Annotated in this window: 28 protein-coding genes and 1 riboswitch; of the genes, 9 read left to right on the top strand and 19 right to left on the bottom strand. The window is 68.7% G+C overall.

What is annotated here, in order from left to right; all coding sequences use genetic code 11:
- Positions 1-80: 80 nt before the first annotated feature.
- The 4 genes from HT102_RS10820 to HT102_RS10805 form a co-directional block, all read right to left on the bottom strand.
- The gene (locus HT102_RS10820; protein WP_192039450.1) at positions 81-1178 is read right to left on the bottom strand and encodes a DUF3068 domain-containing protein; all 1098 of its coding nucleotides are present in this window, start codon (positions 1176-1178) and stop codon (positions 81-83) included.
- Positions 1179-1338: 160 nt separating this feature from the next.
- Entirely contained in the window at positions 1339-2313 is a 975-nt protein-coding gene (locus HT102_RS16320) for a copper resistance D family protein (protein WP_192039449.1), read from the bottom strand.
- 30 nt (positions 2314-2343) lie between these two features.
- Positions 2344-2910: a copper resistance CopC family protein gene (locus HT102_RS10810; RefSeq protein ID WP_192039448.1), complete on the bottom strand. Its 567-nt coding sequence runs from the start codon at positions 2908-2910 to the stop codon at positions 2344-2346.
- Between the two features lie 174 nt (positions 2911-3084).
- Positions 3085-3759 carry a DUF6474 family protein gene (locus HT102_RS10805; protein ID WP_192039447.1) on the bottom strand — a complete coding sequence of 225 codons (675 nt, stop codon included), beginning with the start codon at positions 3757-3759 and terminating at the stop codon, positions 3085-3087.
- Between the two features lie 104 nt (positions 3760-3863).
- Between HT102_RS10805 and HT102_RS10800 the strand changes: the two genes are divergently transcribed.
- Entirely contained in the window at positions 3864-5528 is a 1665-nt protein-coding gene (locus HT102_RS10800) for a TM0106 family RecB-like putative nuclease (RefSeq protein ID WP_192039446.1), read from the top strand.
- 233 nt (positions 5529-5761) lie between these two features.
- On the opposite strand, the gene HT102_RS10795 is transcribed toward HT102_RS10800, so the two are convergent.
- The 6 genes from HT102_RS10795 to HT102_RS10770 all read right to left on the bottom strand — a co-directional run bounded on the left by HT102_RS10795 (position 5762) and on the right by HT102_RS10770 (position 11106).
- Positions 5762-6571 carry an alpha/beta fold hydrolase gene (locus HT102_RS10795; RefSeq protein ID WP_192039445.1) on the bottom strand — a complete coding sequence of 270 codons (810 nt, stop codon included), beginning with the start codon at positions 6569-6571 and terminating at the stop codon, positions 5762-5764.
- Between the two features lie 217 nt (positions 6572-6788).
- Complete coding sequence (locus HT102_RS10790) at positions 6789-7574, bottom strand: CbtA family protein (protein ID WP_192039444.1); 786 nt, start codon at positions 7572-7574, stop codon at positions 6789-6791.
- Positions 7565-7759, bottom strand: coding sequence for a CbtB domain-containing protein (locus tag HT102_RS10785; RefSeq protein ID WP_192039443.1), 195 nt, complete (start codon positions 7757-7759; stop codon positions 7565-7567). The genes HT102_RS10790 and HT102_RS10785 overlap by 10 nt, the downstream gene beginning before the upstream one ends.
- Positions 7760-7790: 31 nt before the next feature.
- Positions 7791-7944, bottom strand: a riboswitch (cobalamin riboswitch).
- Positions 7925-9631 (bottom strand): dihydroxy-acid dehydratase, encoded by a 1707-nt coding sequence (gene ilvD / locus HT102_RS10780; protein ID WP_192039442.1) that lies wholly within the window; start codon positions 9629-9631, stop codon positions 7925-7927. (Overlaps the previous riboswitch by 20 nt.)
- Positions 9632-9750: 119 nt before the next feature.
- Entirely contained in the window at positions 9751-10515 is a 765-nt protein-coding gene (locus tag HT102_RS10775; protein WP_192039441.1) for an SDR family NAD(P)-dependent oxidoreductase, read from the bottom strand.
- Positions 10516-10602: 87 nt separating this feature from the next.
- Positions 10603-11106: a peptidase gene (locus tag HT102_RS10770; RefSeq protein WP_192039594.1), complete on the bottom strand. Its 504-nt coding sequence runs from the start codon at positions 11104-11106 to the stop codon at positions 10603-10605.
- A 246-nt stretch (positions 11107-11352) separates the two neighbouring features.
- Here HT102_RS10770 and mgtE point away from each other — a divergent pair, with 246 nt between their 5' ends.
- Positions 11353-12720 carry a magnesium transporter gene (mgtE, locus tag HT102_RS10765; RefSeq protein WP_192039440.1) on the top strand — a complete coding sequence of 456 codons (1368 nt, stop codon included), beginning with the start codon at positions 11353-11355 and terminating at the stop codon, positions 12718-12720.
- A gap of 135 nt (positions 12721-12855) precedes the next feature.
- Here the strand turns inward: mgtE and HT102_RS10760 are convergent, their stop codons facing one another.
- The gene (locus tag HT102_RS10760) at positions 12856-13479 is read right to left on the bottom strand and encodes a superoxide dismutase (protein WP_192039439.1); all 624 of its coding nucleotides are present in this window, start codon (positions 13477-13479) and stop codon (positions 12856-12858) included.
- Positions 13480-13716: 237 nt separating this feature from the next.
- Here HT102_RS10760 and msrA point away from each other — a divergent pair, with 237 nt between their 5' ends.
- The gene (gene msrA, locus HT102_RS10755) at positions 13717-14379 is read left to right on the top strand and encodes a peptide-methionine (S)-S-oxide reductase MsrA (RefSeq protein WP_192039438.1); all 663 of its coding nucleotides are present in this window, start codon (positions 13717-13719) and stop codon (positions 14377-14379) included.
- Between the two features lie 3 nt (positions 14380-14382).
- Here msrA and HT102_RS10750 read toward each other — a convergent pair whose 3' ends face one another.
- Positions 14383-15261, bottom strand: coding sequence for a DUF4429 domain-containing protein (locus HT102_RS10750; protein WP_192039437.1), 879 nt, complete (start codon positions 15259-15261; stop codon positions 14383-14385).
- A 352-nt stretch (positions 15262-15613) separates the two neighbouring features.
- On the opposite strand from HT102_RS10750, the gene HT102_RS10745 reads away from it, so the two are divergent.
- From HT102_RS10745 to HT102_RS10730, 4 genes are all read left to right on the top strand, one after another.
- Complete coding sequence (locus HT102_RS10745; protein ID WP_192039436.1) at positions 15614-15955, top strand: rhodanese-like domain-containing protein; 342 nt, start codon at positions 15614-15616, stop codon at positions 15953-15955.
- 151 nt (positions 15956-16106) lie between these two features.
- Positions 16107-16886: a DUF4328 domain-containing protein gene (locus HT102_RS10740; RefSeq protein WP_192039435.1), complete on the top strand. Its 780-nt coding sequence runs from the start codon at positions 16107-16109 to the stop codon at positions 16884-16886.
- A 160-nt stretch (positions 16887-17046) separates the two neighbouring features.
- Positions 17047-17865 (top strand): glycerophosphodiester phosphodiesterase, encoded by an 819-nt coding sequence (locus HT102_RS10735; protein ID WP_192039434.1) that lies wholly within the window; start codon positions 17047-17049, stop codon positions 17863-17865.
- Positions 17866-17959: 94 nt separating this feature from the next.
- Positions 17960-18880, top strand: coding sequence for a DUF5926 family protein (locus tag HT102_RS10730; RefSeq protein ID WP_192039433.1), 921 nt, complete (start codon positions 17960-17962; stop codon positions 18878-18880).
- Between the two features lie 120 nt (positions 18881-19000).
- Here HT102_RS10730 and HT102_RS10725 read toward each other — a convergent pair whose 3' ends face one another.
- The 6 genes from HT102_RS10725 to HT102_RS10700 form a co-directional block, all read right to left on the bottom strand.
- Entirely contained in the window at positions 19001-19546 is a 546-nt protein-coding gene (locus HT102_RS10725; protein ID WP_192039432.1) for a ferritin, read from the bottom strand.
- A gap of 124 nt (positions 19547-19670) precedes the next feature.
- Positions 19671-20687, bottom strand: coding sequence for an LCP family protein (locus HT102_RS10720; RefSeq protein ID WP_225443540.1), 1017 nt, complete (start codon positions 20685-20687; stop codon positions 19671-19673).
- Positions 20688-20732: 45 nt separating this feature from the next.
- Positions 20733-21473: a LysR substrate-binding domain-containing protein gene (locus HT102_RS10715; RefSeq protein ID WP_333473391.1), complete on the bottom strand. Its 741-nt coding sequence runs from the start codon at positions 21471-21473 to the stop codon at positions 20733-20735.
- The gene (locus HT102_RS10710) at positions 21470-21757 is read right to left on the bottom strand and encodes a SelT/SelW/SelH family protein (RefSeq protein WP_192039431.1); all 288 of its coding nucleotides are present in this window, start codon (positions 21755-21757) and stop codon (positions 21470-21472) included. Before HT102_RS10710 ends, HT102_RS10715 begins: the two co-directional genes overlap by 4 nt.
- 46 nt (positions 21758-21803) lie before the next feature.
- Positions 21804-22586, bottom strand: coding sequence for a CPBP family intramembrane glutamic endopeptidase (locus HT102_RS10705; RefSeq protein WP_333473390.1), 783 nt, complete (start codon positions 22584-22586; stop codon positions 21804-21806).
- Between the two features lie 29 nt (positions 22587-22615).
- Positions 22616-23401, bottom strand: coding sequence for a DUF2470 domain-containing protein (locus tag HT102_RS10700; protein WP_192039430.1), 786 nt, complete (start codon positions 23399-23401; stop codon positions 22616-22618).
- 121 nt (positions 23402-23522) lie between these two features.
- Here HT102_RS10700 and pheA point away from each other — a divergent pair, with 121 nt between their 5' ends.
- The gene (gene pheA / locus HT102_RS10695) at positions 23523-24437 is read left to right on the top strand and encodes a prephenate dehydratase (RefSeq protein WP_192039429.1); all 915 of its coding nucleotides are present in this window, start codon (positions 23523-23525) and stop codon (positions 24435-24437) included.
- The gene (locus tag HT102_RS10690; protein ID WP_192039428.1) at positions 24434-25093 is read left to right on the top strand and encodes a histidine phosphatase family protein; all 660 of its coding nucleotides are present in this window, start codon (positions 24434-24436) and stop codon (positions 25091-25093) included. The genes pheA and HT102_RS10690 overlap by 4 nt, the downstream gene beginning before the upstream one ends.
- On the opposite strand, the gene HT102_RS10685 is transcribed toward HT102_RS10690, so the two are convergent.
- The gene (locus tag HT102_RS10685; protein ID WP_192039427.1) at positions 25052-25822 is read right to left on the bottom strand and encodes an ESX secretion-associated protein EspG; all 771 of its coding nucleotides are present in this window, start codon (positions 25820-25822) and stop codon (positions 25052-25054) included. The genes HT102_RS10690 and HT102_RS10685 overlap by 42 nt on opposite strands.
- Between the last annotated feature and the right edge of the window lies 1 nt (position 25823).

Genomic DNA, 25823 nt, shown 5'->3' with positions numbered 1-25823 from the left:
TATCGCGTAATCAGCCTTCGCGTCCCGCCACATCGGTGATGCTCCTGGCGCCCACCCGTGATCAACGCGTGATTGGCGGATCAGGATCGGCTGGCATCATTCCAGTCACCGTCATCGTCACCGTCATGGTCCGCGGTGCGCTCCGCTTCCCGCTCCGGCTCGCGGCCCGAGCGCACGCCCAGCGCGATACCGCCGATCAGCACGAGGATCCCGGCACCGCCCAGCAGCCAGGGCAGCGGCAGCGGCCCGGTCTTGAGCTGCACGAGATCCTTGGTGGCGGTGGCATCGGCGACGCGACTCTCCACGGTCGCGTCGGTGAGCTCGGCGGCATAGCTCAGGACGGTCATGGCCCGGTCGTCGGGTCCGGTGCCGAAGTACTGGCGCAGTTGCTCCTGGCCATCGACGATCGTGCCGGTGACGGGCTCGACGAAGATATCCCGGATGTTCGAGTAGTAGCGGTTCATGAACACGACATCGCCGGCGTCGTCGCTGCCCTCTTCGGCGAGCCCCCATGCGGCACGGGGCAGCCCGACCCTATTGGAGGTATCGCGGGTGGTGCGGAAAAGGTCCACGGGCTCGATCTCGTGCCGGAAATGGTAGACATCGAGCCCATTGATCGTGGTTTCCTCGACGAAGTCGATATCGAAGGTCTGGCGCGCCGTCAGGTCGAAGTAGGGGTAGGACTGCTGCTGCACGTCGAACGGGAACTTGTACTGGAGCCCATCGCGGGGCAATTCGATCGGCGCGCCCTCGCGGGTGAGCTGCAACGACGCCGGCGGATCGTCCACGGGCATCGAGGTGACCCGATCGAGCGTCACCCGATCGATCGTGGCGTTGAGCAGGCCGCGCGGTCCCTGCACATCCGTGCGCGAGAGCGTGAAGCCAGCCTGCAGGGTCACGAGGTCCTCGCCCGACGGCTCCTCCACCGTGGTGTGGCGCTGCGCGCGCACGGGGACGTCCTCCTCGACGGCATCGGGATCGCCCCCGAGGAACCTAGCCGAGTTCAGGATCGACGCGGTCCCCTCCGAGATCGTCGTGATCTCGAGATCGAGCGGGGTCTTCTTCAGCTTGGGCACCGCATATAGCGGCAGCAGCAAGGCAGTGACGAGCAGGAGCGCCCCGAGCCCCACCAGCACGACCGCCGTGACGCGCCGCGAGCCTTGTGATGCTGATGCCATGAACTGTCCTTACATCGTCCTGGAAGTGCCGAACCGGTTCCCGCCTGGCCTGGCCCCCGGCTGGCCGGGCGGAGCCTGGTAGCTCGACGATAACAGCCAGCAACAGCTCCGCGACGCCAAGGCAGCACCTCACGCCGGCGATTCACGGCAGATGGCCCGCCTATGGCAGCGGTGTGGCCGCGAGCGTCGCCGCGAGCCCCAGGGCCAGTGCCATCACGCCTACCTCGAGCACTGATCGCCGCAGCGAGCTCTGGGCCGCATGCTGCTGCCTGGCGGCCGGCCCGACCCAGTTTGCCCGCGCCCACCAGCCCAGCCCCGCCAGGACCAGCAGCAGGGCCGTCTTCGCGAGCAGTATCCGGCCATAGCCCGTATCGGGCAGTGCCCCGGGGCCAGGCAGGACCAGCCATGCCGCCACCACGCCACTGCCGGCGAGAACGAGGACGCACCATCCAGCCAGCCGCGAGAACATCGGCAGCGCTTCGGCCCATTCGGATCGCGAGCGGGCAGTCAGGGCGATAGCCACCAGCGCGCCGCACCACAAGCCCGCGGCCAATACATGCACTGCCACGAGCAGCCCGCTCGCCGAGCTGTGCGTCGCATGCCCGGACACGGGACCGCACACCAGGGCTAGAGCCGCGATCGAGCACGCGGGAGCGTCCCAGGCGCCAGCGGGACCCCGCTCGGCGACGATTGCTATCCCGGCGAGCACCGCGATGCAGGCGAGCACCACGAGCGATATCCGTCCCGCCGTGATGCCGACCGCGTACTCGCCGAGCCGTGCCAGCGACAAGCCCAGCACCGGCACGCCGAGCAGGTCCGCCGCGCTCGCCACCGCGTGCGCGGCGACCAGCGCCATCCAGGCCAGCGCCACCGCCAGGAGCAGGCGCCACTGCCTGCGGTGCAGGCTGGCGGCTCGCGCCTTGCCATGGCCGGCCCCGCTGCCCGAGCGATGCAGGATGCCCACGGCGGCCAGGCCGAGAGCGGCGACTCCCGCTCCAAGGGAAGCCGCGCGCGTGCCGACAGCTACGACCGCCGGGGAGGGGGCAGCGAGCAGCAGGGCCAGGCATGCGCCCGCGACCGCGACCGCGGCGAGACCCACGAGGAGCGGTGCTGCCCGCGCGGGAGCGTGCGTCACCAGTGCTCGATCGGGCCCAGCGCCATCAAGCTAGCGCCGCCGTGCCATCGAGATCACCGTGACGGCAACGCCGATCAGCAGGACCAGGACCGCGCCGATCAGGAACGGCCACACCGGCATGGCGGAATCGTCGGCATCAGGGTCGCCACTGGCGGGCAACCCGCTGGTGGTATCGCCCCCCTCCGGCGACGGTGTCGATTCGGTTCCGTTGCCCGCGAACGTGAACTCGACGGTGCCGCTCACTGGATGGCTATCGGCGGAAATGACCCGGTAGGCGATGGTGTAGGTGCCGGACGGGCCGAGATCGCGCACCGAGACGAACGCGGACGAGTCCTCGACGCGCACATCATCGAGCGACCACCGGGACCCTTCGGGGCCCGTGACAGTGAGCGCGGCGAATGCCTCCTGCAGCCGCTCGTTGAACGTCACCCGCACTTGCCCGGGCGAGGCGTCGAGGCTCGCGCCAGCAGCGGGCTCGGACTCCACCAGCGCGGCATGCGCCGAGGCGACCGCCGGCAGGATCACCCCGAGGGACAGCACCGCCGCGAGAATGGCGACAATCGCGCGCAGCGAGAAAGCGGAACGCGTGGAATGCATCAGATCCTTCCCTGGAAAGCCATGTGGCACCCTGCCCCGCGGCGGGGCCAGGCGAGCGAGGCGCGAGCTCAATCCTGAGTACCACGCCGCAGGGAGGCGCGCCACATCGTGGCCCCGGAGGAAGCGGGCCCCGGAGGAAGCGGGCCCAGAGGAAGCGACCTGGTGCGGGAAGCGCTAGCGAACGCCCAGGCGGGCGAGCAGGTCCGCCTCGATGCCGTCGAGCTCGGTGGCGATGGCCTGGTGAGCCGCCCGGCGACGCGCAGGTGCCATCCGCTCCGCGGCGCGCACTGCGGTGTTCAGCTCATCGAGGCGAGACGTGATGGCCTCGGTGAACTGCTTGACCTCCGCGTTCTTCGGATCGCGATCATGGACCTCCCGCGTCGAGGCCTCGGCGCCGGAGATCCGCGCGCCCAGCTTCGCGCCGTACCCGGTGAACTTGCCAAGATCCTCCACCGGAACGCCGTAGTTGCGAGCACGACGAGTGTCGAGATAGCCGCGTGCCGAGGTAACGCCTCGATACACCACGGGAACGAGCACAGGGGCGAGGATCCGTGTGACGCCCACGATCCGCTTCGCGCGATGCACTGTCAGCTTCCCTTCCGCAGCGGCCTTGGCGTTCTGCTCGGCGATCCTCAGGTCGTTCTCGGAGACCTTCATGCTCGCCTTCTCCGCACGCCTGCGCGCCTTGTCCTCCTGCTTGGCCAGCTTGCGCTCGAACTTCATGGCCCGGGCAGCGTTGCGGGAATCGTTGCGCGCCGCCAGCCGTGCCTCGGTCTTGGCCTTGGCCTTGAGAGCCTTGGCCTCCGCCTTGCGTGTCGCGCGACTGGGTTTCTTGCTGAACAAACCCATTCGAGTCTTCCTCCCTCATGGCGGCGTGATCCGTGGTGCTCGCCGGTGGACGATCAGTGACCATATTCGCTTCTACCCTAGGACAGGGAATAGGGTTCGTCATCGTGAACCCGCAGTCTGGTGTCCGCGTCCTCCTTGATGCGAGCGTCGTTTCCCGATGCCGCCATCGAGTACACCTTGACGCCACCGCTGCTGGGGCGGGAATGAGCGAATTGGCGCGCCGCCCCATCCCCGCGGGAGCCGTCCAGCGACGGGAGGCCGCCGCGCTGCACCGCCGCACCGTGCGCGAGATGATGGCCGCCCACCATCACGAGGGCTGGATCGCCATCGACCCTGATCAGGCGATGCGCGAGCGCGCCAACGATACCCTTGCTGCCTGCGCGGAGGGATTCCAGTGGATCTGGGGCGCGGTGCTGCCCGTCGACGAGAACGGTCGCCGTGGCGGAGCCGAGCTGCTGGTGCGGGATCCCGGGGGCACCGGCTACATCCCCGTCATCGTCGTCAACCACAAGGTGACCGACCCTGGTTCTGGCGCGATGACATCACCAGTGACCCGGTTCGATCCACGGCCGGACCAGCGCCGCAGGATACGCAGCCAGCCGCGCGACCAGTTCCGCCTCGCGCATCTCTATCGCATCCTCGAGTCCGTGGGCCTGGCCGCGCCGCGCGCCATCGGTGGTGTCATCGGCTACGACGCGGACTGCATCCTCGCCCACGACCTCGGCCGCGAGACCCCCGCCTACGGCCGCAGCGTGCTCGCCGAGTACGACTTCCGGCTCGCCGACCGCCGTGACATCGTCGCCGGGCGCGCCCGCACCTCCCCGGACCGCGTGGGGGAGTGCAAGATGTGCGAATGGTGGCCGCACTGCAAGACCCGGCTCGAGGAGTCCCACGACGTATCACTGGTGGTCAACGGAGCGCAGGCCGACATGCTGCGCGAAGCTGGCCTCCCCACCATCGACGCTCTCGCGAGCACGAGCGCCAGCGCGCCCGCCGCGTGGCATGGCGTGCCCTTCGGCCATGTCCAGGCCTTCGCCCGGGCGTGGCTCCACGACGTTCCCCTGATCCGGATGGTCGAGTGGCCCCAGGTTCGCCGCGCCGACATCGAGGTCGATATCGACATGGAGAGCTACCAGGATCACGGCGCCTACCTCTGGGGCACCTTGCTCACCGAGCGGGACAGCGAACCGCAGTATCGGCCATTCGTCACCTGGGATCCGCTGCCCACCCGCGAGGAGGGCCGCAACTTCGCCGAGTTCTGGGAGTGGCTGACCAGCATCCGCCGGGACGCCGCGCAGCGAGGGCTCACCTTCGCGGCCTACTGCTACTCGAAGAACGCCGAGAACCGCTGGCTTATCGAGTCCGCGCAACGCTTCCGAGGCATGAACGACATGCCCTCGGTCGCGGAGGTCACCCGCTTCATCAATTCCGAGGAATGGGTCGACATGCTCGATGCCGTGCAGGAGCAATTCCTCTGCCCCCACGGGCGCGGCCTCAAGAAGGTCGCCCCGGTCGCGGGATTCTCCTGGCACGATCCCGATGCTGGTGGCGAGGCCTCGATGAGCTGGTACCGGGACGCCGTCGGGTACGAGGGCGGCCCCCCGGTGCCCGACCAGCAGCAACGGCTCCTGCGCTACAACGAGGACGACGTCTGGGCCACGCGCGTGCTGCGGGAGTGGATGGACTCGCCCAGGGTGCTGGAGGTGCCCACGGAGGAGGAGCTCGACACGCGCTACCGCGCCGAGCTTGATGACGAGGCGCGGGACTAGTCGGGCAGGCCGCCCCGCGCGATGGCGCCCGGCATCGCGGTCGCCCGCCGCCCTGCGCGCGGTGGGGCCGGGCATCGCGGTCGCCCGCTTCCCGCGCGCCAAACGCGATAGAAGCCGCAGAGATCGCGGCACATTTTCTATCGCGTTTGACCGCTTCCGGTGCTTTTGCCGCAACTTGGCTGCCTCGAGCCGCCGGGGCGACCGAAAGCGACGAGCCCTGAGCTGCGAGGCGGTCAGCGGGTGCTGCTGGCCGCATCCATGATCGTCTCGGCGACCACGTCGGGACGCGAGATGTGGATCGCATGCGCGCCATCGACTTCAGTAGCAGTGGCACCGGCGCGCTCGGCCATAACGCGCTGGGCGCGGGTAGGCACCGCCATGTCCTGGCGCGGGATCACATACCAGCTGGGCACGGTTTGCCACGCAGCGTGGGTGACGGGCTCGAGGTTCGCGGTGAGGGCGAACGATCTCTGGTTCTCGGCGAGCTCGCGCGCTTGCTGCTCGGGCAGATCAGCGGCGAATGCCTCACGGAACCGGTCGGGGTCGATGACCAGATCGATGTTGGTGCCGAGCAGGTTGGTGTCGTCGGAAACGATGCGGGGCTGCACGACGGGCGGCAGGAGCTTGCCCTCGGGATAGCGGATCGGATCGATCGTGAGCTGCGCGGGCTCCCCAGGGACTGGCGCGATGCCCGCCACGTAGACGAGTGCCTCGACGCTGGGATGGGTGGTATTCGTGATGACGACCCCGCCGTAGGAGTGCCCGGCAAGCACGACAGGTCCATCTACGGTGTCGAGGACCGCGTTGAGCGCGGCAGTGTCATGCGCGGGGCCACGCAGTGGATTGTCGACGGCAATGGCGCGATAGCCGGTTCCGCGCAGCGTGTCCTCCACGGCCGCCCAGCTGGTCTTGTCGGAGAAGGCTCCGTGGACGAGCACCACGGTCGGTGGTGCCTGCGCGGAACCAACAGCCGGGACACCCGCGAGGGTCGCGATGCCGGCGAGGAACGCGATCAGGAGGCTCCTGGCGCGGCGTGCGATCATCGGGGTGCTCCCCATCCTCGAGAATGCTGTGACACGGTTCACAGTACCGGCGCGTGGGGCAGTGCGCATCCGGCCGCTGCTGTGCCGCCCGCTTCACCGCAAACGCGATAGAAGCCGCGGAGATCCCAGGTCGGTTTCTATCGCGTTTGGCGTTTTCCGGTGCGTTTGCCGACACCCGGCCGCGACCAGCACCCGGCCACGGCCCGGGCCGAGCCGGCTAGTCCAGTGCTATTCGCTGCGCGGCACGCTCGCTGAGCAGCGCGAACGCCGCACCAAGAATGAGCCACAACGTGCCCTGGACGAGCAGCGAGGCCATCCGGAAGTCCCACAGCAGGCTCGCGGGGAATCCGGCGCCTACCTCGTCGACGGCGGGCAGCACGATATACCCAGCCGATACCACGGCGAGAAAGCCCGCGATCGATGCCAGGGCGCGCAGCTCGCTCCCGGTCCGCGCTGGTACCCAGGAGCGCGCGAGGATGCCCGCGCCGATGGCAACGAGGCCCACGAGGACGATCCCGCACCACAGGAGCGTCCGTTCGGTGATCGTCGCCGGGTCACCCACCGCGGGAGGGTTGGCGGGGTACTTGAAGAATGGCACCGCCTCGAGGGCGAGCCAGCCGCACCCGGCGATGGCGAGCACCAGTGCCGGGCCACTCATGGCGACGCGGCGGCGGGCGTGGTGGGCGATCACCGCGACGATGGCGCCCAGAGCCATGCCGATCAGGGTGGTGGCGAGGAACAGGCCGAGCTTCTGCCCGGCACGACTGATCAGGGCATCCTCGCCGTGATCGTGGGACGTCCCCTCGGTGTGGGCGACGGCCTCCTCGATGGCGATGGCCGCATCGATCAGCGGCTCGCCGAGCAGGAACGCGACCGCGCCCGCAGCGATCCCGGCGATCGCGCCGGCGGCCAGCCCGCGCAGCACCAGGGAGCCGAGCGACCCCCGCAGGGGACGATCCGCAGCAGCAACGCCGTGGACGGTCGTTTGGTCGGTCAGTGGCATGGCACGCCCATCAGGTGGCGGCCGTCGTGCATCAGCTCGTGCATCAGCATTCCGGTGCCGGTGAGGGCACCTTGCTCGAAGGCCACGATGTAGAGCACGACGGCGGCGCCAGCCATGATGGCGAGGGCGATCAGCGCGGCGCGCACCGGATGGCTGCTCGCGCGCGGTGTCGATTGGATTGTCATGGGTTCCTCCTGGGATCGTCGCGTCCCAATCGCGGATGGTGACCGGCATTGCCGAGGTCTGGGCTTCCCCGCGTGGCCAGCGTGGCTGGCAGCGGGGTCACAGTGGCGCGACCGCCCCGGATTCCCACCGGGTTCCCGGCAATGTCGATAGGTGCAGCTCGAATACTAGCCGCACACCGCGCCATGGGATGCCGAGCCCACCAGCTTGGCGTACTTGGCGAGCACGCCGCGCTCGTATCGCGGTGGCAGCGGGGCCCAGCCTTCCTTCCGCCGAGCGAGCTCGGCCTCGTCCACCATCAGGTCGAGGTGCCCATTAGCGACATCGAGGCGGATCTCGTCCCCGTCCTGCACGAACGCGATCGGGCCAGCGTCCACGGACTCGGGCGCGATGTGCCCCACGCACAGCCCGGTCGTGCCTCCGGAGAACCGGCCATCGGTGATGAGCAGGACATCCTTGCCGAGCCCGGCACCCTTGATGGCACCGGTGATCGCGAGCATCTCCCGCATTCCGGGCCCGCCCTTGGGGCCCTCGTAGCGGATCACGACGACATCCCCGGCGGTGATCGTGCCGTCCTCGAGCGCATTGAGGGCAGCACGCTCGCGCTCGAACACTCGCGCGGTCCCGACGAAGACGTCGGTATCGAACCCGGCGGACTTCACGACGGCGCCTCCCGGTGCGAGGGAGCCGTGGAGGATCGTGATGCCGCCGGTGGGATGGATGGGCTTGCCGAGCGCACGGAGAACCTTGCCATCTGGGTCGGGCGGGCGGATCCCGGCGAGGTTCTCCGCCACGGTCTTGCCGGTGACGGTGAGGCAATCGCCATGCAACAGGCCAGCGTCGAGCAGGGTCTTCATGACGACGGGGACGCCGCCGATCTTGTCGATGTCGGTCATGACGTACTGGCCGAACGGCTTGACATCGGCGAGGTGGGGCACGGTGCGCCCGATGCGCGCGAAGTCGTCGAGGGTGAGCTCGACCTGGGCCTCGTTGGCGATGGCGAGCAGGTGCAGCACCGCGTTGGTGGAGCCGCCGAGCGCCATGACCACGGCGATCGAGTTCTCGAGCGCCTCCTTGGAGAGGATGTCCTTGGTGGTGATGCCGCGGCGCAGCATGTTCACCACGGCCTCGCCGGACCTGCGGGCGAAGCCGTCGCGGCGCCGATCGGTCGCGGGTGGCGCCGCGCTGCCGGGCAGCGACATGCCCATCGCCTCGGCAGCGCTCGCCATGGTGTTGGCGGTGTACATGCCACCGCAGGCGCCCTCGCCGGGGCAGATGGCCCGCTCGATGGCGTCGACGTCCGCGCGGCTCATCAGGCCGCGCGAGCATGCGCCGACGGCCTCGAAGGCGTCGATGATGGTGACTTCCTTCTCGGTGCCGTCGGAGAGCTTCACCCAGCCCGGCAGGATCGATCCGGCGTAGAGGAACACCGAGGCGAGCTCGAGGCGCGCCGCGGCCATCAGCATGCCGGGCAGCGACTTATCGCACCCCGCGAGCAGCACCGAGCCATCGAGGCGCTCGGCGCTCATCACTGTCTCGACGCTATCGGCGATGATCTCGCGCGAGACCAGCGAGAAGTGCATGCCCTCATGGCCCATGGAGATGCCGTCGGAGACGGAGATCGTGCCGAACTCCATCGGGTAGCCCCCCGCGGCATACACCCCGTCCTTGGAGGCCTTGGCGAGCCGATCGAGGGAGAGGTTGCACGGGGTGATCTCGTTCCACGAGGAGGCCACGCCGATCTGTGGCTTGGTGAAGTCCTCGTCGGACATCCCGACCGCCCGGAGCATGCCGCGCGCGGCGGCGCGCTCCAGGCCGTCGGTCACGTCGCGGCTGCGCGGCTTGATGTCGACCTCGTCGCTGTTCGTCGTCATCTGTTCTCCTCGGCGGTCCTGGTGCGGGCTGGCTATCCGCAGCCCATTGTTCTCCCCACTGGTGTGGCCCCTGCAACAGGGGTCCTGCACCAGTGGATGGACCGGCGCGGGATCGACCGCTAGCGCGGGGCCATGCGCAGCGCGCCATCCATGCGGATGGTCTCGCCGTTGATGTAATCATGCTCGACGATCATCCGTGCGAGCTGGGCGAACTCGGCGGGCTGGGCGAGGCGCTTGGGGAACGGCACGCCCTCGCTGAGTCCGAGCCGGTACTCCTCGGTGACCCCGGCGAGCATGGGGGTATCGACGATGCCCGGGGCGATGGTGTTGACCCGGATGCCGAACTGGGCGAGGTCGCGCGCGGCCGGCACGGTCATGCCATGCACGCCGCCCTTGGAGGCGCTGTAGGCGATCTGGCCGACCTGCCCCTCGAACGCCGCGACCGATGCCGTGTTGATGATGACGCCGCGCTGCCCGTGCTCGTCGATCGGTTCGGTCTTCGCGATCGCCTCGGCCGCGAGCCGCATCACGTTGAACGTGCCGAGCAGGTTCACGGTGATGACGGTGCGGAACAGCTCGAGATCGTGCGGGCCATGCTTGGACAGGATGCGTCCGGCCCAGCCGACGCCGGCGCAGTTGACGGCGATGCGCAGTGGCTCGCTGCCCGCCACGACCTGCTCGATCGCGGCCTGGACCTCGGTATCGCTGGTGACGTCGGTCGCGATGAGCGTGATGCCGGCGGGGGCGGCGCCGGCACGCTCGATCGAGCTGGCGAGATCAAGGCCGTAGACCGTGGCGCCCGATTCGACGAGGGCGGCCGCGGTGGCGGCGCCGAGGCCCGATGCCGCGCCAGTGACGATGGCGGCGCTTCCGGAGATGTTCACGAGGATGTCCTTCCTGGCAGGGGAGCAGGGGAGCAGGCGCGAATGGGTGACACGCTGTCTCCGGCAAAGCGTAGCGCGCGGGCAGTCCTAGGCCGCGAGCAGCATCGCGAGCACCGCGGTGTCGGGGTCCTCGTTGGGATCGACCCCAACCTTGTTGATCATGCTCGTCACTGTTCCATCGAGGTCCGCCTCGACCCACGACGCGCGGTGGTCGAGCCCGAGATCCGGGATTCCTGGCAGCAGCAGGCAACCGGACGCAGCGGCCACGCATTCCGGCAGGGACGGGCGGGTCTCGGAAGGAGGATGGAGCATGAGCAGTGCCGGGGGCTGTTCTCCCGCGAAGGCGCCTGGGCGCACGGCATGCTCGCCGAGCACGGGGCCCACGGCGATCAGGAGCCCCACGGCGTTGGGGACCAGGCTGTCCGGGCGGTCCTCCCGGGCACCGAATACCATGGACGTGGGCAGCAGCCCGGGCAGTGATGCGATGCGCACGGCGTGGATGAGCAGCTGGGACCATTCCCGGGTGCTCTCGGGCCAGCGGCCACTGAGCAGGAAACCGCGCAGCGTGCCATCCTGCTCGAACGGAGACATCTCGACCGATCCTGGGAACACGGCTCTTACCTCCTGCCTGCCCAGGAGCGCGGAGCCGTGGTTGGCGCGCGCCCTGTGCTAGGACTATGAGCAATTATCCCGCTGGCACACAAGATCGGTCGAGTGCCAGCCTGTTCGTCGCTCGTACATGCGATGGACACGTGCTGGTGGCCACAGTGTGAATAATCGTCTGGGGCGCTGGACAGGGCAGCCATCCAGTCCTGGAACCGTGGAGAGGGGAGTCGTGTGATCGCTGAGGATCTCGACACGGCCATCAACGAGTGGCCAGATCGGCTGCGCGAGGGCCAGCTCGCTACGGTTGGTGGCGAGGCGTCCGAGCTGCCGTTGCCCGACTTGGTGTGGGTGCTCGAGCGGTTGCGGGTGCGGGACCGGGCGATCGTCTTCCGGCTTCTTCCCAAGGGGCTCGCGCACGAGGCGTTCGAGCGCTTCGACGAGGGCTTGCGCGCCGAGCTCTTCACCAGCCTCCGCGATGACCAGGTGATCACGTTGTTCGGGGATCTCGATCCCGATGATCGCGTGCACCTGATGGATGAGCTGCCGGCGAATGTCGCCCGGAAGCTGCTGCAGGGATTGTCCAAGCACGAGCGCGAGCTGACCGCGCCGATCCTCGGCTATGACCGCGGTTCGATCGGTCGCTGGATGAGCACCGAGTACGTGCGAGTCCTTGATACCCAGACCGTGCTCGAGGCGCTCACGCAGATCCGGCATCGCGGGCGTGATGCCGAGACCATCTATACGGTCCCGGTGACGGACTCGTCCAAGCAGCTCGTGGGCGTGGTGAGCCTGCGCGAGCTGATGCTCGCCGACACGGGACGCCCGGTGGGCCAGATCATGAACGAGCCGATCAGCGTGGCTGCCTCGGAGGATGCCGAGGCCGCGGCGCGCCGTTGCCTCGATGCGCAGGTCCTTGCCCTGCCGGTGGTCGACAAGGAGGAGCGCATCGTAGGCATCCTCACTGTTGATGACGCGGTGCGGATCATCTCGCAGGCCGAGGAGGAGGATGCTGCTCGCGCTGGAGCCGCGGAGCCGCTCGGGCGCCCCTACTTGTCGACTCCGGTCCGGACGCTTGTGCGGTCACGTGTGGTGTGGCTGCTGCTGCTCGCTGTCTCGGCGGTGGCGACGGTAGGTGTCCTTGATCATTTCGAGGGTGATCTCTCCCAGGCGGTGACCCTGGCCGTGTTCATCCCGCTGATCATTGGCACGGGCGGAAACACCGGTTCGCAGGCGGCGGTGACGATCACGCGCGCGGTGGCGGTGGGCGACGTTCGGCCGCGCGATGTGGGCATCGTGCTGTTGCGCGAGATCCGCACTGGCGCGGCCCTGGGGGCGAGGCTGGGGACTCTCGCGTTCGTGGCCATTGCCCTGGTGGCGGTCTTCATCGAGGGATACGGCCTCGATATCGGGCTGGTGGTGGCCCTCTCGATGCTTGCGATCTGCACCCTTGCTGCCTCGGTGGGCGGGGTGATCCCGTTGTTCGCCAAGGCCGTGAAGATCGACCCGGCGGTGATGTCGACGCCGTTCATCTCGACCTTCGTTGATGCGACGGGGCTGATCCTTTACTTCGTGATCGCGAAGATGGTGCTGGGCCTCTAGCCGGAGTCGGCCGGCTTGCCATGGGTAGCTCGTGCTTGCGCCAAGAAAGCACCCCTGCCAAAGCACCCCTTGCCAAAGCACCCCTGCCGCGGGAAGCCGGGGCAGGGGTGCTGCTGTATCGCTGCGGTGGAGTGCCTAGACGATCAGTCCGCTGGTCTGGCTGCGCGCGCGGTCGAAGCGGGCAGCCACGTCGTCCCAGTTGACGACGTTCCAGAAGGCGTTGACGTAGTCGCCCTTGACGTTCTTGTACTGCAGGTAGAAGGCGTGCTCCCACATGTCGAGCATGAGCAGCGGGGTGAGCCCGATGGGGATGTTGCCCTGCTGGTCGTAGAGCTGCACGATCACCGGGCGGGCGCCGATGGAATCCCAGGCGAGGATGGACCAGCCCGAGCCCTGGATGGCGTTGGCGTTGGCGTTGAAGTGCGCGCGGAACTTATCGAACGAGCCGAAGTGCTCATCGATCGCCGCAGCGAGGTCGCCGGTGGGCTTGTCGCCACCGTTGGGGGAGAGGTTGTTCCAGAACACCGAGTGGTTGGTGTGGCCTCCGAGGTGGAACGCGAGGTTCTTCTCGTGGAGGTTGACCACGGCGGCGATGGTGTCGTTCTCGCGAGCCTCGGCGAGCTTCTCGAGCGCGGTGTTGGCGCCGGTCACGTAGGTCTGGTGGTGCTTGGAATGGTGCAGCTCCATGATCTGGCCCGAGATGTGGGGCTCGAGAGCGGAGTAATCGTAGGGCAGATCGGGAAGCGTATAGACAGCCACGAGCATCCTTTCCTGAGCGAGCGCGGGATTGCCTGTGGGTGATCCCGGCCCGGCTGCGGATTTTGTTCTCACTACAGCCCCAACTCTTATGCATCGGGAGGCTTTCTGCAACAACTTCGCGCTCGGCGAATTTCGCGGATTGACAATTCGTTGAGACGAAGAAATTATTCAACTTCACCGAATCCGTCGGCGCGCGCCCGGATGCCAGGGGTCCCCCGAGCGCGTAGCATTTTCACCATGACATGGTTCGACGAGCTCACTGGCCGACGCAAGACCACCATGATCACGCCTGACCAGGCCCTGCCCGGCCGCGATACCCCGATCAGGATCTCCGGGACCCACGCGGTCAACCAGCACCGCATGACCCCGCCCTTCCCTCCGGGCATGCATACCCTAGTCGTGGGCGAGGGCTGCTTCTGGGGCGCCGAGCGGGGATTCTGGCGGCTTCCTGGTGTGTACTCCACGGCGGTCGGCTACTCGGGCGGATACACCCATAACCCTACTTACGAGGAAGTGTGCACCGGCATGACGGGGCACACCGAAGCGGTGCTCGTGGTGTTCGATCCCGGGACGATCAGCATCGATGACCTGCTCGCCGCGTTCTGGGAGTCCCACGATCCGACCCAGGGGATGCGCCAGGGCAACGATGTGGGCTCGCAGTATCGCTCGGCCATCTACACCGTCGGCGAGCGCCAGCATGAGGCCGCCACGGATTCCGCGAGGCGCTACCAGAAGGCGCTCGATGCCGCGGGGCACGGCACCATCACCACCGAGATCGCTCCGCTCAGCACTTTCTACTATGCCGAGGAGTACCACCAGCAGTACCTGCACAAGAACCCGAACGGCTACTGCGGCCTCGGCGGGACCGGCGTGAGCTGCCCGGTTGGCCTCGGCGCGTGAGCATCACAAGCGTTCGAGCAGTTCTTTCTTCTTCGCGCTGAACTCCGCATCGGTGAGGATCCCGTCGGCGCGCAGCTTGCCGAGCTCGCGGATCCTGTCGTAGATCTCGCTGGGCGCCACGCTGGTAGCGCTGGCGGGAGCGGTGTCCTGCCGGTTCGCTTGCTCGGCGGCGCGCGCGTGCGCGGTAATGGTGGCGGCCATCAGCAGCAGCCGTGCTTCCTCCTCGCCGGCGCGTCCGAGCAGGCAATGCAGGTCATTGCGCGGGCTGAGCGCCTCGCGGCCGGGCTCCCGCGGCACGAGGCGGAGGATCGCGTCGGTATCGCCGTCCCGGGGTACCCATTCTGCTCGGGCGAGGTCGGCCAGCGCGATCTCTTTGCGCTGGTGCAGCTGCTTGGGCGAGGGGATCCGTGCACCAGGCCAGGTGAGGGTCACCGATGTGCTGTCGCAGGACGCGGTGCCCTCCCAGGTCTGGACGTGGAACGGCACCGCGGGCACCAGGCTAGTGATGGCGCTCTCGCTGATAGGGCCAGGGGAGGAGTCGCGGGCGAACTCAGCGGCCTGCATGATGGCGTCGGCATGGAACCGAGCGACCAGCTCGTCCGTGCCGCCCTCGCCGACGAGGGCGAAGGGCTGGCGATCGGGGGAGAGTGCCGCCCCCGCCGAGGCGAACGGATCCAGGCCGGGCGCCAGGCGCAGCCGCGCGACCCAGGGATCGCGGCGCTGGCCCGGCTGCACCTGCACTGCCTCGATGAACGCGACGGGCACGCTGAGCCGACCGAGCCCGCGATAGAAGGGATCCGAGCGGCGGCCCGCGTGGAACTCGATGGTCACCGTGTCGGTATCGATCGTCCAGACCGCATCCCGCCCGCGCAGCTCGTACATGCCCACTGATCGTAGGGGGTAGTGGGTGCGGCTGCCATGTTCCACGTGGAACATGGCGGCCGACGCTTCTCGGGCGGCAGCGCGGGTGTCAGGAACGAATACGTGACGCAACGAAACGTCAACGAGATGGTGACATCCCGGTTCGCCACTCTGAATCACCTGTGGATAACTCATCATATTTGCAGGCCAGTAGCGCCAGAATGGCGTAGTTATCCACCGAAACTGTGGATTACCCTGTGGATAATGTGCACAGGAGGGGCGCCCCCACGAGTACTTACGTCACGGGGCCTCGCTACCGCGCGAAGCGCCGAAGCAGTGGAACCCGCGCGCCCCGTCGTGCCACTATCGAGGGATGAGCGAGACGATTCCGTCCGAGCCGGCTGCCGAGATCCCCGATGCGGGGGACGGTGGCGTCACTATCGTCGATGTGCGCGAGCAGGACGAGTGGGACCAGGGGCACGCGCCCGGTGCGCTGCACATACCGATGGTCGACATGCCCGCCCGCTACGGCGAGATTGATCCTGATGACGACATCTACGTCGTGTGCCGCAACGGCGGACGCAGCTTCCAGGTGACCCTGTGGCTGCAATCGGTCGGATACGATGCCACCAACGTGTCCGGCGGAATGGTCGCATGGCAAAAGGCCGGGCGAGCCATCGAATCCGCTGATGGTGGGTCCGGATACATCTACTAGCGCCTCGCGTGGCCCGGCCATCGGAGCGGCACGCAGCGGGAAGGGGGCAGGGAGCATGACGATGCCACCGTCGTCGAGCCCGCTCCATCCCGTCCTGAGGCGCCCGGTCGACCATCGCTGGACTGCCAGCCCTCCCCAAGGGAAGCAGATCGTGCGCACTGTCCAGCCCAAGCCGGCCCCCGAGCGCACGCCCCGCTACACGCGGATCCCGACCTGGGGCCTGCGCCAGGAGCCATCGCGGCCCGAGCCCGCCCCGCGGACAAGGCTCCAGGCCCTCGCTGGCTATGCGCCCCTGCTCCTGGGGTTCACCGCCCTCCTGTACGTCGCGGCCGCCCTCGCGGAACTCATCCGGTACGGAATGGTCCTGGCCAATCGCGACCGCCTGCTCGCTCCAGTGATCGCGAACGGCTCGGACCTCCTCGTCGTCACCCTCGCCTGCACGGCTCTGCTCTTCGCGATCGGAACCGTCCTCGCGTGCGCTGCCTGGCTCGTGGAGCATCGCCGCCAATGGTTCGCGCGAGAGGGGCTGAAGGACCCGAGGCGTCCCCGCGTCCAGTTCCTCGCTAGCGTGCTTCCGCCATTCACGCTGTTCTACCCGGGGACCCTGCTCGGTGAACTGATCCACCGGGAAACGGAGCGGGATCGCGAGAACCACGACGTGGCTGCCTCCGCAGTGCTCCTCAGGGCCTGGTGGCCGCTATGGATCGTGACGTGGGCCTGCGCCATCGCGAGCGCGGCCTGGCGGATCGCCGACACGATCCAGGCCCAGGCCAATGGGATCCTCTTCGCGGCCCTGGCCAATGTGCTGGCGGCGGGCTGCGCGATCGCGGCCCTGCTGCTGATCCGGCGGCGCCAAGCGGTGCAGGGGGAGTCGGTGGAGACGGAGCGCCCGCGGTCGCCCAAGCGTTGGATCGCCTCCGTCTCCCCCTAGCGGCGATCGCGGCAGTGCTGCATGAGCGGGACGCACATGTTCATCCAACCGGCGGCCAGCGTCAGTGTTGTCTTAACCTCATGCTCTTGCCTTCGTTTCCCTGGTAGGAAAACATGGGGGTGTGACCCGCAGAAAACCAGGTCATCCTGGCATTCCACCGATGGTGGTCGCGCACCGTGGGGCTTCCGGCGAGCGACCCGAGCACACCCTGGCTGCCTACGAGCTTGCCTTGCAGCAAGGCGCTGACGCGCTCGAGTGCGATGTCCGGCTGACCCGCGATGGAACGCTGATCTGCATGCACGACAGGAAGATCGATCGGACGTCCAGCGGTCGAGGCGTGGTCAGCACGATGACGCTCGATGACCTGCGTGCCCACGACTATGGCCGGTGGCACGCGGAGATGCAGGGTCGGCAGCGCTCGGCCGTCGCGCTCGGTGATCCAGAGATCGCGGATGCCGCGGTTGACCGCTACTCCGAGCCGCTCTCGGTGCTCACTCTCAGCGAGCTGCTCACCCTCGTGCTCGACTGGGGCACGCCCAAGACCCTCTTCATCGAGACCAAGCATCCGGTGCGATACGGGGCGCTCGTGGAGGCGAAGCTCATCGCGGAGCTGCAGCGCTTCGGGCTTGCCCGCAAGCCCGCGGGCAGCTTCCCGCCCGTCGTGATGATGTCGTTCGCGCCGTCGGCGGTGTTCCGCGTCCGCCGCTCCGCGCCTGCCCTGCCGACGGTGCTGCTCGGCGAGAACTCCCGCTACCTCGGCTACCGGCCGACCACCACGGGCGTGCCGGCCGCGATTGGTCCGTCGATCGAGATGCTCCGGGAGCATCCACGGGTGGTCGAGCGCGCCCGCGCCTCTGGACGGTCCACCTACGTATGGACCGTCGACGAGCCCGTTGATGTCCAGCTCTGCCGGGACCTCGGCGTCCGCTGGATCGCCACGAACTTTCCCGAGCGCACCAAGCAGCTCCTCGGCGGCTAGCCGGACCCGTCCCAGGCTGGGCACGCCCGCCGATCGGTGCACTGATCCAGTGCCGCTGCGCCACCCCTGCGGCCCGAGGCGGTAGGTTGGCAGCGTGGGTAAGAAGAGCAAGAGAAACACAGGCCCGCGCGACGGCAGCCGTCGCGCCGAGAAGATCGCGCAGCGGCAGGCGAGGCTTGCTGATCAGCCCGCGCGCCGCCCGTTCGAGGGCTTCGCCGCGGAATGCGATCTGGTAGCCATGCGGGAGTTCGTCCCCTCGGCCACCGCGCACCTCCCCGGAGCCACGGAGCAGGCCGGGCGGCCAGTAGGGATCGCCACTGTCCTGCCGGGGGCGGTGGCCGCGATTGTCCGCAAGGACAGTGCCGATGAGCCGGGCGAGGCGCTAGCGGGACTACAGGTCGCGATGCAGTCGCCCAACCCGGCGCGCGACCTCGCTGAATCCCTGCGCTGGGTGAGCTCGGCACAGCCAGGGACATCATTGCAGCAAGCCGACACGGCGTCCTCGAGCGCGGAGCTCGCCGAGTACCTGCCCGCCGACGAGCTGCTCCAGATCACCGTCTACAACGATTTCAACTGGTGGATCCCGGAAGGGGTCGAGGCATCGGGCGAGACCGGCCTCGCGGTGCAGCGGGCCAATGAGATGATCATGCCGTCCGCGCGGCTCGACGCGGACGAGCTCGTCGCTGCCTGGTGGGTGGATGCCGGCGAGAAGGCGCACCTGCGCTGGGTGCGGGCCGAGGACGAGGACGCCCTGATGATGGCCATGGCCCGGCTGCACGCGGCGGGACAGCTCACTCTCGGTCCCGAATCACGCTTCGCGGGATCCTTCCGCACCCATGGGCTGCTCGTGCCCGTCTTCGACCTCGATCCCGACATGCATCCCGATGAGTGGGTGGCGCCAGCCGTGGAGCTGCAGGGCCGGATGGCCGAGGCGCTTTCCACCGATGCGTCGCTCACGCTGGAGGAGCGCCGCGCTCGCGACGGGATCATCGGGCGGCAGGTCACTCTCCGCTAGCATTTCGGGCGCGTGCGGCGCCCTGCGTCGCGAGCCCAGACGCCAGCAATGAACCCAGGCACGAGGATGCCCCGGACCGAATGGGGTCCGGGGCATCCTTCGCTCTGGCGAGGAGGTGGCCTAGATCGCGCCACCCGCGGCGGCGGGAGCCGTGCTGTCGCGGCCCCCCGCGCCCATCTCGCGGGCAACGAATGTCTCGAGGTCGAACAGGTTGTCGCCGGCGCGCTCGGCAACGGTGAGCAGGGTGCTCATCGTGGCAACCTCTTCCACCTGCTCCTTGAGGAACCACTGCATGAACTGCTCGCCGACGTAGTCGCCATCGTCCCGGGCAGCACGCGCGAGATGCACGATCTCGTCCGTGACGCCCTTCTCCTGCTTGACCGCTGTGGCGATGGCCTCGCGCACGGAGGCGAAGTCGTTATCGACATCGCCGATGCCGGGGATGTCCACGCGCTTGTCCCGGTCGAGGAAGTACTGCACGAGCATCATCGCGTGGTTCCGCTCCTCGTTGGCCTGCTTGTAGAAGTGGCCGGCGAGCTGGGGGAGGTCCTCGCCATCGAAGTAGACCGCTAGGGCGATGTACTGCTGCGAGGCAGTGAACTCATTGCGAACCTGCTCGCGGAGCAAGGCCAGGAATTTAGAATCATTGCTCGTATCGATGCTCATGCCCAAATGGTAGTGAAAATGCTAAATCCTGTCATCGAAGCATAGCCTCAGTGAATATAGCGCGACCTTACTAAGGCATACCAATCCTTATTGGTTCAGTAAAGTCAGAATGGTGCCCGGCCGACTATTCGATTCCCTCGGGAAGCGGGGCATCCCGGGCGATCGAATCCCACAGCGCCGTCGCGCCCTGCTCATCCCACAGCATCACGTTGCCCCTGCCAGCAACATCCATGAAACCGGAATAAGGCACGCTCACAGTCGGGATATCACCACGCAGCGACCAGGCGATCCGGCCCGTGTCCCAGATCCGATCGCCCTCATCGACCGACATCGACCGCAGCAGGGCCAGCCCGACCGGGACCGAGCGGAATGGATTGAGAACGACCCCCGGGCTTCCCGCTTTCCGCGCCAGTCGCGCCAGGAAATTCCGCTGATTGTTCATTCGATCAATATCGGCGAGCGGGGTGGACCGGCTTCGCACATATCCAAGCGCGTCCCCGCCGGAAAGGACCTGGCAGCCGGCGGGCAGATCGATTCCCGCGAGCGGATCCACGATCGGCGATTCCAGGCATACCTCCACGCCTCCGATGGCACTCGCGATCTCGGCGAAGCCACCGAACCCGATCTCCGCGTAGTGATCGATACGGACACCCGTCTCCAGCTCGATCGTCTCGACGAGCAACGAGGCCCCGCCGACCGAGTAGGCAGCGTTGACCTTGTCCTCGCCCCACCGGGGGATCGTGACGTAGGAATCACGGGGGATGCTCACGAGCACGGAGTTCCCGCGGGCCGAGACGTGCAGCAGCATGATCGTATCGGTCCGGGTGGCGCCGGCATCGCCGCCGGTGGACAGGTCCGCTACCTGCTCGTCGCTCAGGCCAGCCCGGCTATCGGTGCCGACGAGCAGGTAATTGGTCCCTGGAGTGTCGGCGATCCGGCCGGGGTAGGGGCCGAGGGCATCGACGCGATCAAGCTTCTGGTCCGCGATGACCAGGGCAATCACCGCGGCGAGGAGCAGGAGGACGAGCAGCAGCACGAGCGTGCGCAGAACCCGGGGGCGACGGCGCCGGCGCGGGGGGACGCGGCCTGGCCGGGGCTCTCCGGGGTGCTCGCCCCGATGGCCCATTCGATCACCATGCATGGCCTGACTCTACGCATATGCCCAGTATTGCTGGGCAGGATGCCACTACCTCCGGCGCGGCGCTCGCTTGCGCGAGCCCGCGGGCTTTCCGCGACCGGGCGTGCCGGTCTCGCGGCGATCGCCCTTCGGCGCGGTCCTCGGGGAGCGCGCGGAAGGCGGCTCGCCCGCGATTCCCCGGCTCGATCGCGCGGTGCGGCCCCGGACGATCCCCACCATTTCCTCGAGCAGTGGGTCGTCATTGGTGGAGCGGTCGCTCGACCAGGCGATGCCCACCTGCTGCTCGGGCCCATCGACCAGCGGTATGGACACGATGTCCTTGCGGTGATGCAGCCGGGCCAGGGATAGGGGCGCGACCACGAACCCGAGGCCGGTCGCGACGAGCGCCACGGCCTCCGCGGCGCCCGGTGGTTGCTGGTCGGGCCGTTGGCCTGGCGGGCGCCCGCCAGGCCATTCGAGCGGATCGTCCAATGGCTGCCACGCGATGTCGCCGTCGAGATCGGCGAGCGAGAGCTGGTCGGCAGCGGCGAGGTAGTGATCGCGGCCGCAGACCACCACGGGCTCCTCGCGGTAGAGGGGGATGACGCTGACCTGATCGGATGGCTGCCCAGGCCCGGGCGTGATGCGAACGAGCGCAGCATCGACATGCCCGTCGAGGATCGCCGCCCACTGCTCGGCGAGCGCAACGGGAACCAGGTCGAGCCGGGTGCCTGGCAGGCGCTCGGCCCAGCGGCCCGCCCACTTCGAGGGCATCACGCCCGGCACGAATCCCAGGCGGAACCCGGTCACTGCGGGGCTCCTTCGGTGTGTCCCAGCGACCTTCCGGGCGCGATGACATCACGCACGCGTCGCTTGAGGTCCGCGATATCCGGGAAGCCGCCGTCGATCGCTCGGTCCCACACGGTGCACGCATCTACGTCGATGCGGTAGGAGCCGCTCGGGCCGGGGCGCAGCGCCACCTCCGCGAGGTCGGCGGCGAACGTGGTCAACAGTTCCTGCGCCATCCAGGTCGCGCGGAGCAGCCAGCCGCAGCGCGCGCAGTAGGTGATGATCACTTGGTGGTCCTGGCTCATGGCTCCAGTATCGCGGACCAGCCTCCTGGCAGTGGTGCCGTCGTGGTCAACGCAGCATCGCGTACCCGACGAAGGCGACGATATCGATGAGCGCGTGGGCGGTGACGAGCGGCCAGGCGCGGGAGGTCGCCGGGAAGTAGCGCGCGAAGATGATGCCCATGACGATGTTGCCTCCGAACGAGCCAATGCCCTGGTAGAGGTGGTAAAGGCCACGGAGCGCGGCGGACACCGCGACCGCCGCCCAGGGGCGCATCCCGATCTGATGGAGCCGGACCAGCAGGTACACCACCACGAGGATCTCCTCCGCCGCGGAGTTCGCTATCGCTGAGAGGACCAGCATCGCCACCGACCACCAGGCGTCGGGCAAGGCGGCAGGAACAACCTCGACGGTGATGCCGAGCGCGCGCCCGGTGAAATAGAGCCAGAGGCCGGGCAGGCCGATCAGTGCCGCGAGCACAGCGCCAGGGAGGAGATCGCCGGCGCGCGGGCGCAGGAATCGCTGGGCGCGCGCGAGGGCGCCGCTGCGCCACAGCAGGTAGCCGCCGAGCGTGGCCCAGGCGAGCAGGCGGAGCGCGCTGGCGAGCTGGCGGAGGAAGTCGATCAGCCCGGACTGCGAGCGGCTCGCGTTGAGGGCCACGGATTGCTCGGCGAGCGCGGCGGGCGCGAGCAGGGCCTCGGTGAAGCTGATCGCGCTGTAGAAGCCTTGCAGGCCGAGCGTGACGGCGAGCACGATGACGATCTCGATGCGCAGCGCGCGCGCCTCCGCGGGGTTGCTCGCGCGGCCGGGAAAGCCGTGGAGGGGTGGTTCTCGCCAACTGCTTATGCTCACGGCCGACGACGCTAGCAGCGCGCCCCGGCTCAGGGCTGCCGGGCGCGCAATCCGTTGAGGAACGGGCAGCCCATCAGGATGCGCAGTGCCTGGTCGAGCTCCCTGGCGGAGGCCACGGGGGCGGGGAAGGCGATGCGGATGTCCTTGTCGTGGTCAGCGCGCTCGATGCGCAGGCGCAAGCCGAAGCGGTCGAGGCCGAGCGGCCGTACGCGGCCGTCGCGGAGGACCGAGGCAGGCAGCTTGCGGATGATCATCTCGAGCATCTCGGGGTGATGGTGCTCGAGATGATGCAGCCAGCATGCCTCGTGCTCGCTGAACGGGTCTGGCTGGGCGGCGGCGAGGTCGTCGATGGGCACGGACTCCGCTCCCGAGGAGTCGGCGACGACGACGGAGTGCAGCTCGATCCGCACGAGGGCGGTGGTGTGGCCGAGGTCGAGCAGGGATTCGTCGGGGCGGGCGTCGAGGAGGCGGGCGGCGATCGCGGGAACGTCGTCCGGATCGAGCGTGGTGAGCTGGCCGCGGAGCCAGATGAGGCTGCGGACGGGCTCGCGGAGCTCGAGGGGCGCGGTGTCGGCGAGCTCGAGGAGCGCTGGCACCCCTAGCGCGCCGGATTGCCAGGCGAGGGCGTGGGCGGGGCTGTCGTCGTCGATCGAGGCGAGGGCGATGCCGTTCTCGTCGATGCCGTGGACGCTGGCGGCGATGGGGGCAGTGCCATCGATCGCGAGGAGCGCGGCACGGGGGCTGGCACGGTGGAGCGCGGACCGGACGAGCTCGGCGGTGCTGGGCAGGGGGCGAGCGGGGGCTGGCTGCGGCATGGTTTCCTCACCTCTCGTTTGAATTAAGGTAAGGCTAACCAATTTGCCCGTGTGGTGGAAGCCCCTTTGCAATCCCCGCCACCGCGAGCGCCGGCCCACGCTGGCACGTACCCTCATAGCTGTGCTCACCATCGCCTACTTCGGACCCGCGGGAACCTTCACCGAAGCAGCGCTCGCAACGATGGAGCGCAACGGCACCATCGCCTCGCCCGTCCGCCGCGAGCCTGCTAGCAGCCCACCCGCTGCCCTCGCCGCGGTGCGCGCCGGAACCGCCGACCTCGCCTGCGTGCCCATCGAGAGCTCCGTCGACGGACCGGTCGTCCCCACGCTCGATGCGCTAGCCACGGGAAACCCCCTCCAGGTCATCGCCGAGACCACCCTGCCCATCGCCTTCGCCATCGCCACCCGGCCCGGCGCCACGGCCACGAGCATCCGCACCGTGGCCGCGTATCCCGTCGCCGCTGCCCAGGTCCAGCAATGGCTGCACGCCAACCTCCCGGGCGCGACCACCGTGGCCGCGGGATCCAACGCCGCCGCCGCCGACGACGTAGCGAACGATCGCGCGGATGCCGCTGTCACCACCGACCTCGCCGCGCGCCAGCGCGGACTCGATACCCTCGCCAGCGAGGTCGCCGATGTCGCTGGAGCCACCACGAGCTTCGTGCTCGTCGGGCCCCCGGCCTCGCCCCCGCCCCGCACGGGCAGCGACCGCACCTCCATCGTGCTCGGCCTGCCCAACCTGCCCGGATCCCTCGCCCGCGCCATGAACGAGTTCGCCCTGCGCGACATCGACCTCACCCGGATCCAATCGCGGCCCACCCGCACCGGGATGGGCACCTACCGCTTCTACATCGACTGCCGCGGGCACATCGACGACACCGCCGTCGGCGAGGCCCTCAAGGCGCTGCACCGCAGCGGCGCCGAGGTGCGCTACCTCGGCTCCTGGCCCACTGCGACCAGCGACGCCCAATCCCCGCCCGACGACACCGCCGAATGCGAATGGCTCGAGCGGCTCCGACGGGGTGAGCGCCCATGACCAGGACACGGCTGCTCCTCGTTCGCCATGCCGAATCCGAATCCAACGTGCTGCGCAAGCTCGATACCCGGCCCCCAGGCGCCACGCTCACCGACAACGGGATCGCCCAGGCCCGCCGCCTCGCGCAAGGACTCGCCCTCACCGAGGACGACATCATCCTCTCCTCGATCGCCACGCGCGCCCAGCAGACCGCGATGCCGCTCTTCGCGGCGCTCGGGCGCGAGCCGCGGGCCGTCGAGGGGATCCACGAGATCCAGGCCGGGGACCTCGAGAACCGTGACGATCATGAGGCCCACCGCATCTACGCCACCACCTACAGCAAGTGGCTCCACGGCGATGACATGCCGCGCATCCCCGGGGGCGAGAACGGCTACGACCTCATGGAGCGCTACCTCCCCGTCATCGACACCGTGCACGCCGACTACCTCGACGCGGCGCGGCGCATCATCATCGTCAGCCACGGCGCGGCGATCCGGGCCATCGCCGCGCGCCTCACCGGAGCCGATCCGGTCTTCGCGCTGCGCAATCGTCTCGAGAACACCGGCGGAGTGGAGCTCCTCGCCACGGGCCGGGGCTCGTGGGAGCTTGCTCGGTGGGGAACGCTGATCGAGGCGCTAGGCGCGGACGCCACCTCGATCGGCGATGCGATGGGATGACCGGGCATTCGGCCGCCACGCCTGCTCCAGCGCCCGCTGCAGGCGATGATCCGAGCCCGCGCACACCGTGACTCGCTGGTGCGCGCCATCGCGCTCCTCGAGAGGGAGCACCAGCACCCTGCCGTGCTGCGCATCGATCACCGCGACTGGGGCCCGTCCCGGTGCGGTGACCTCCACGACCCGCTCCGCGTGGTGCAGCACCTGCCCGAACTGAAACGCATCATCAGCGGCCACGCCGGCCTGGCGCAGCCCGATGATCACCGCGTTCGCGTCGCGTGCCCCGTCCACCGCGAGCGCCAGCGCATCATGGCGCACCACGGCGTCCCGCGCGGAAAGCTCCCGCCCGCGCGGGGCCGGGCCCACGATGTCGCGGAGGAAACCAGCGACCGAGCCCTCGATCGGCCCGAGCCGCACCGCGTCATCGCTGCGCGCCGCGCCCACGATCTGCCCGCCCCGGCGCGCCACCACCCCTCGGCGCATCACCGGCCGCGCACCCATCATGCTGGCGCGCGCGCTCACACTCGCCTCCGGGTCCGCGAGCACGCGCAGCAACGGGAGCACGCTCGTGCTCGGCCCCCGCTCGGTCAGCAGGCCACGCTCGAGCAACACTTCACGTGCCGCCGCATCGTCGCTGCCCAGCGGTACCTGAAGCGCCACGGGCAGCTCATCGAGCCCCGCCGCTGCCTGCAGCACAGCGAGTTCCGCCACCGAGACCGTCAGGGATGCCATC

Origin of the sequence: Lolliginicoccus lacisalsi (assembly GCF_014841105.1) — a bacterium.
GTDB lineage: Bacteria > Actinomycetota > Actinomycetes > Mycobacteriales > Mycobacteriaceae > Lolliginicoccus > Lolliginicoccus lacisalsi.
The sequence above is the reverse complement of the archived record's forward strand: the minus strand, read 5'-3'. Positions and strand labels throughout refer to the sequence as shown.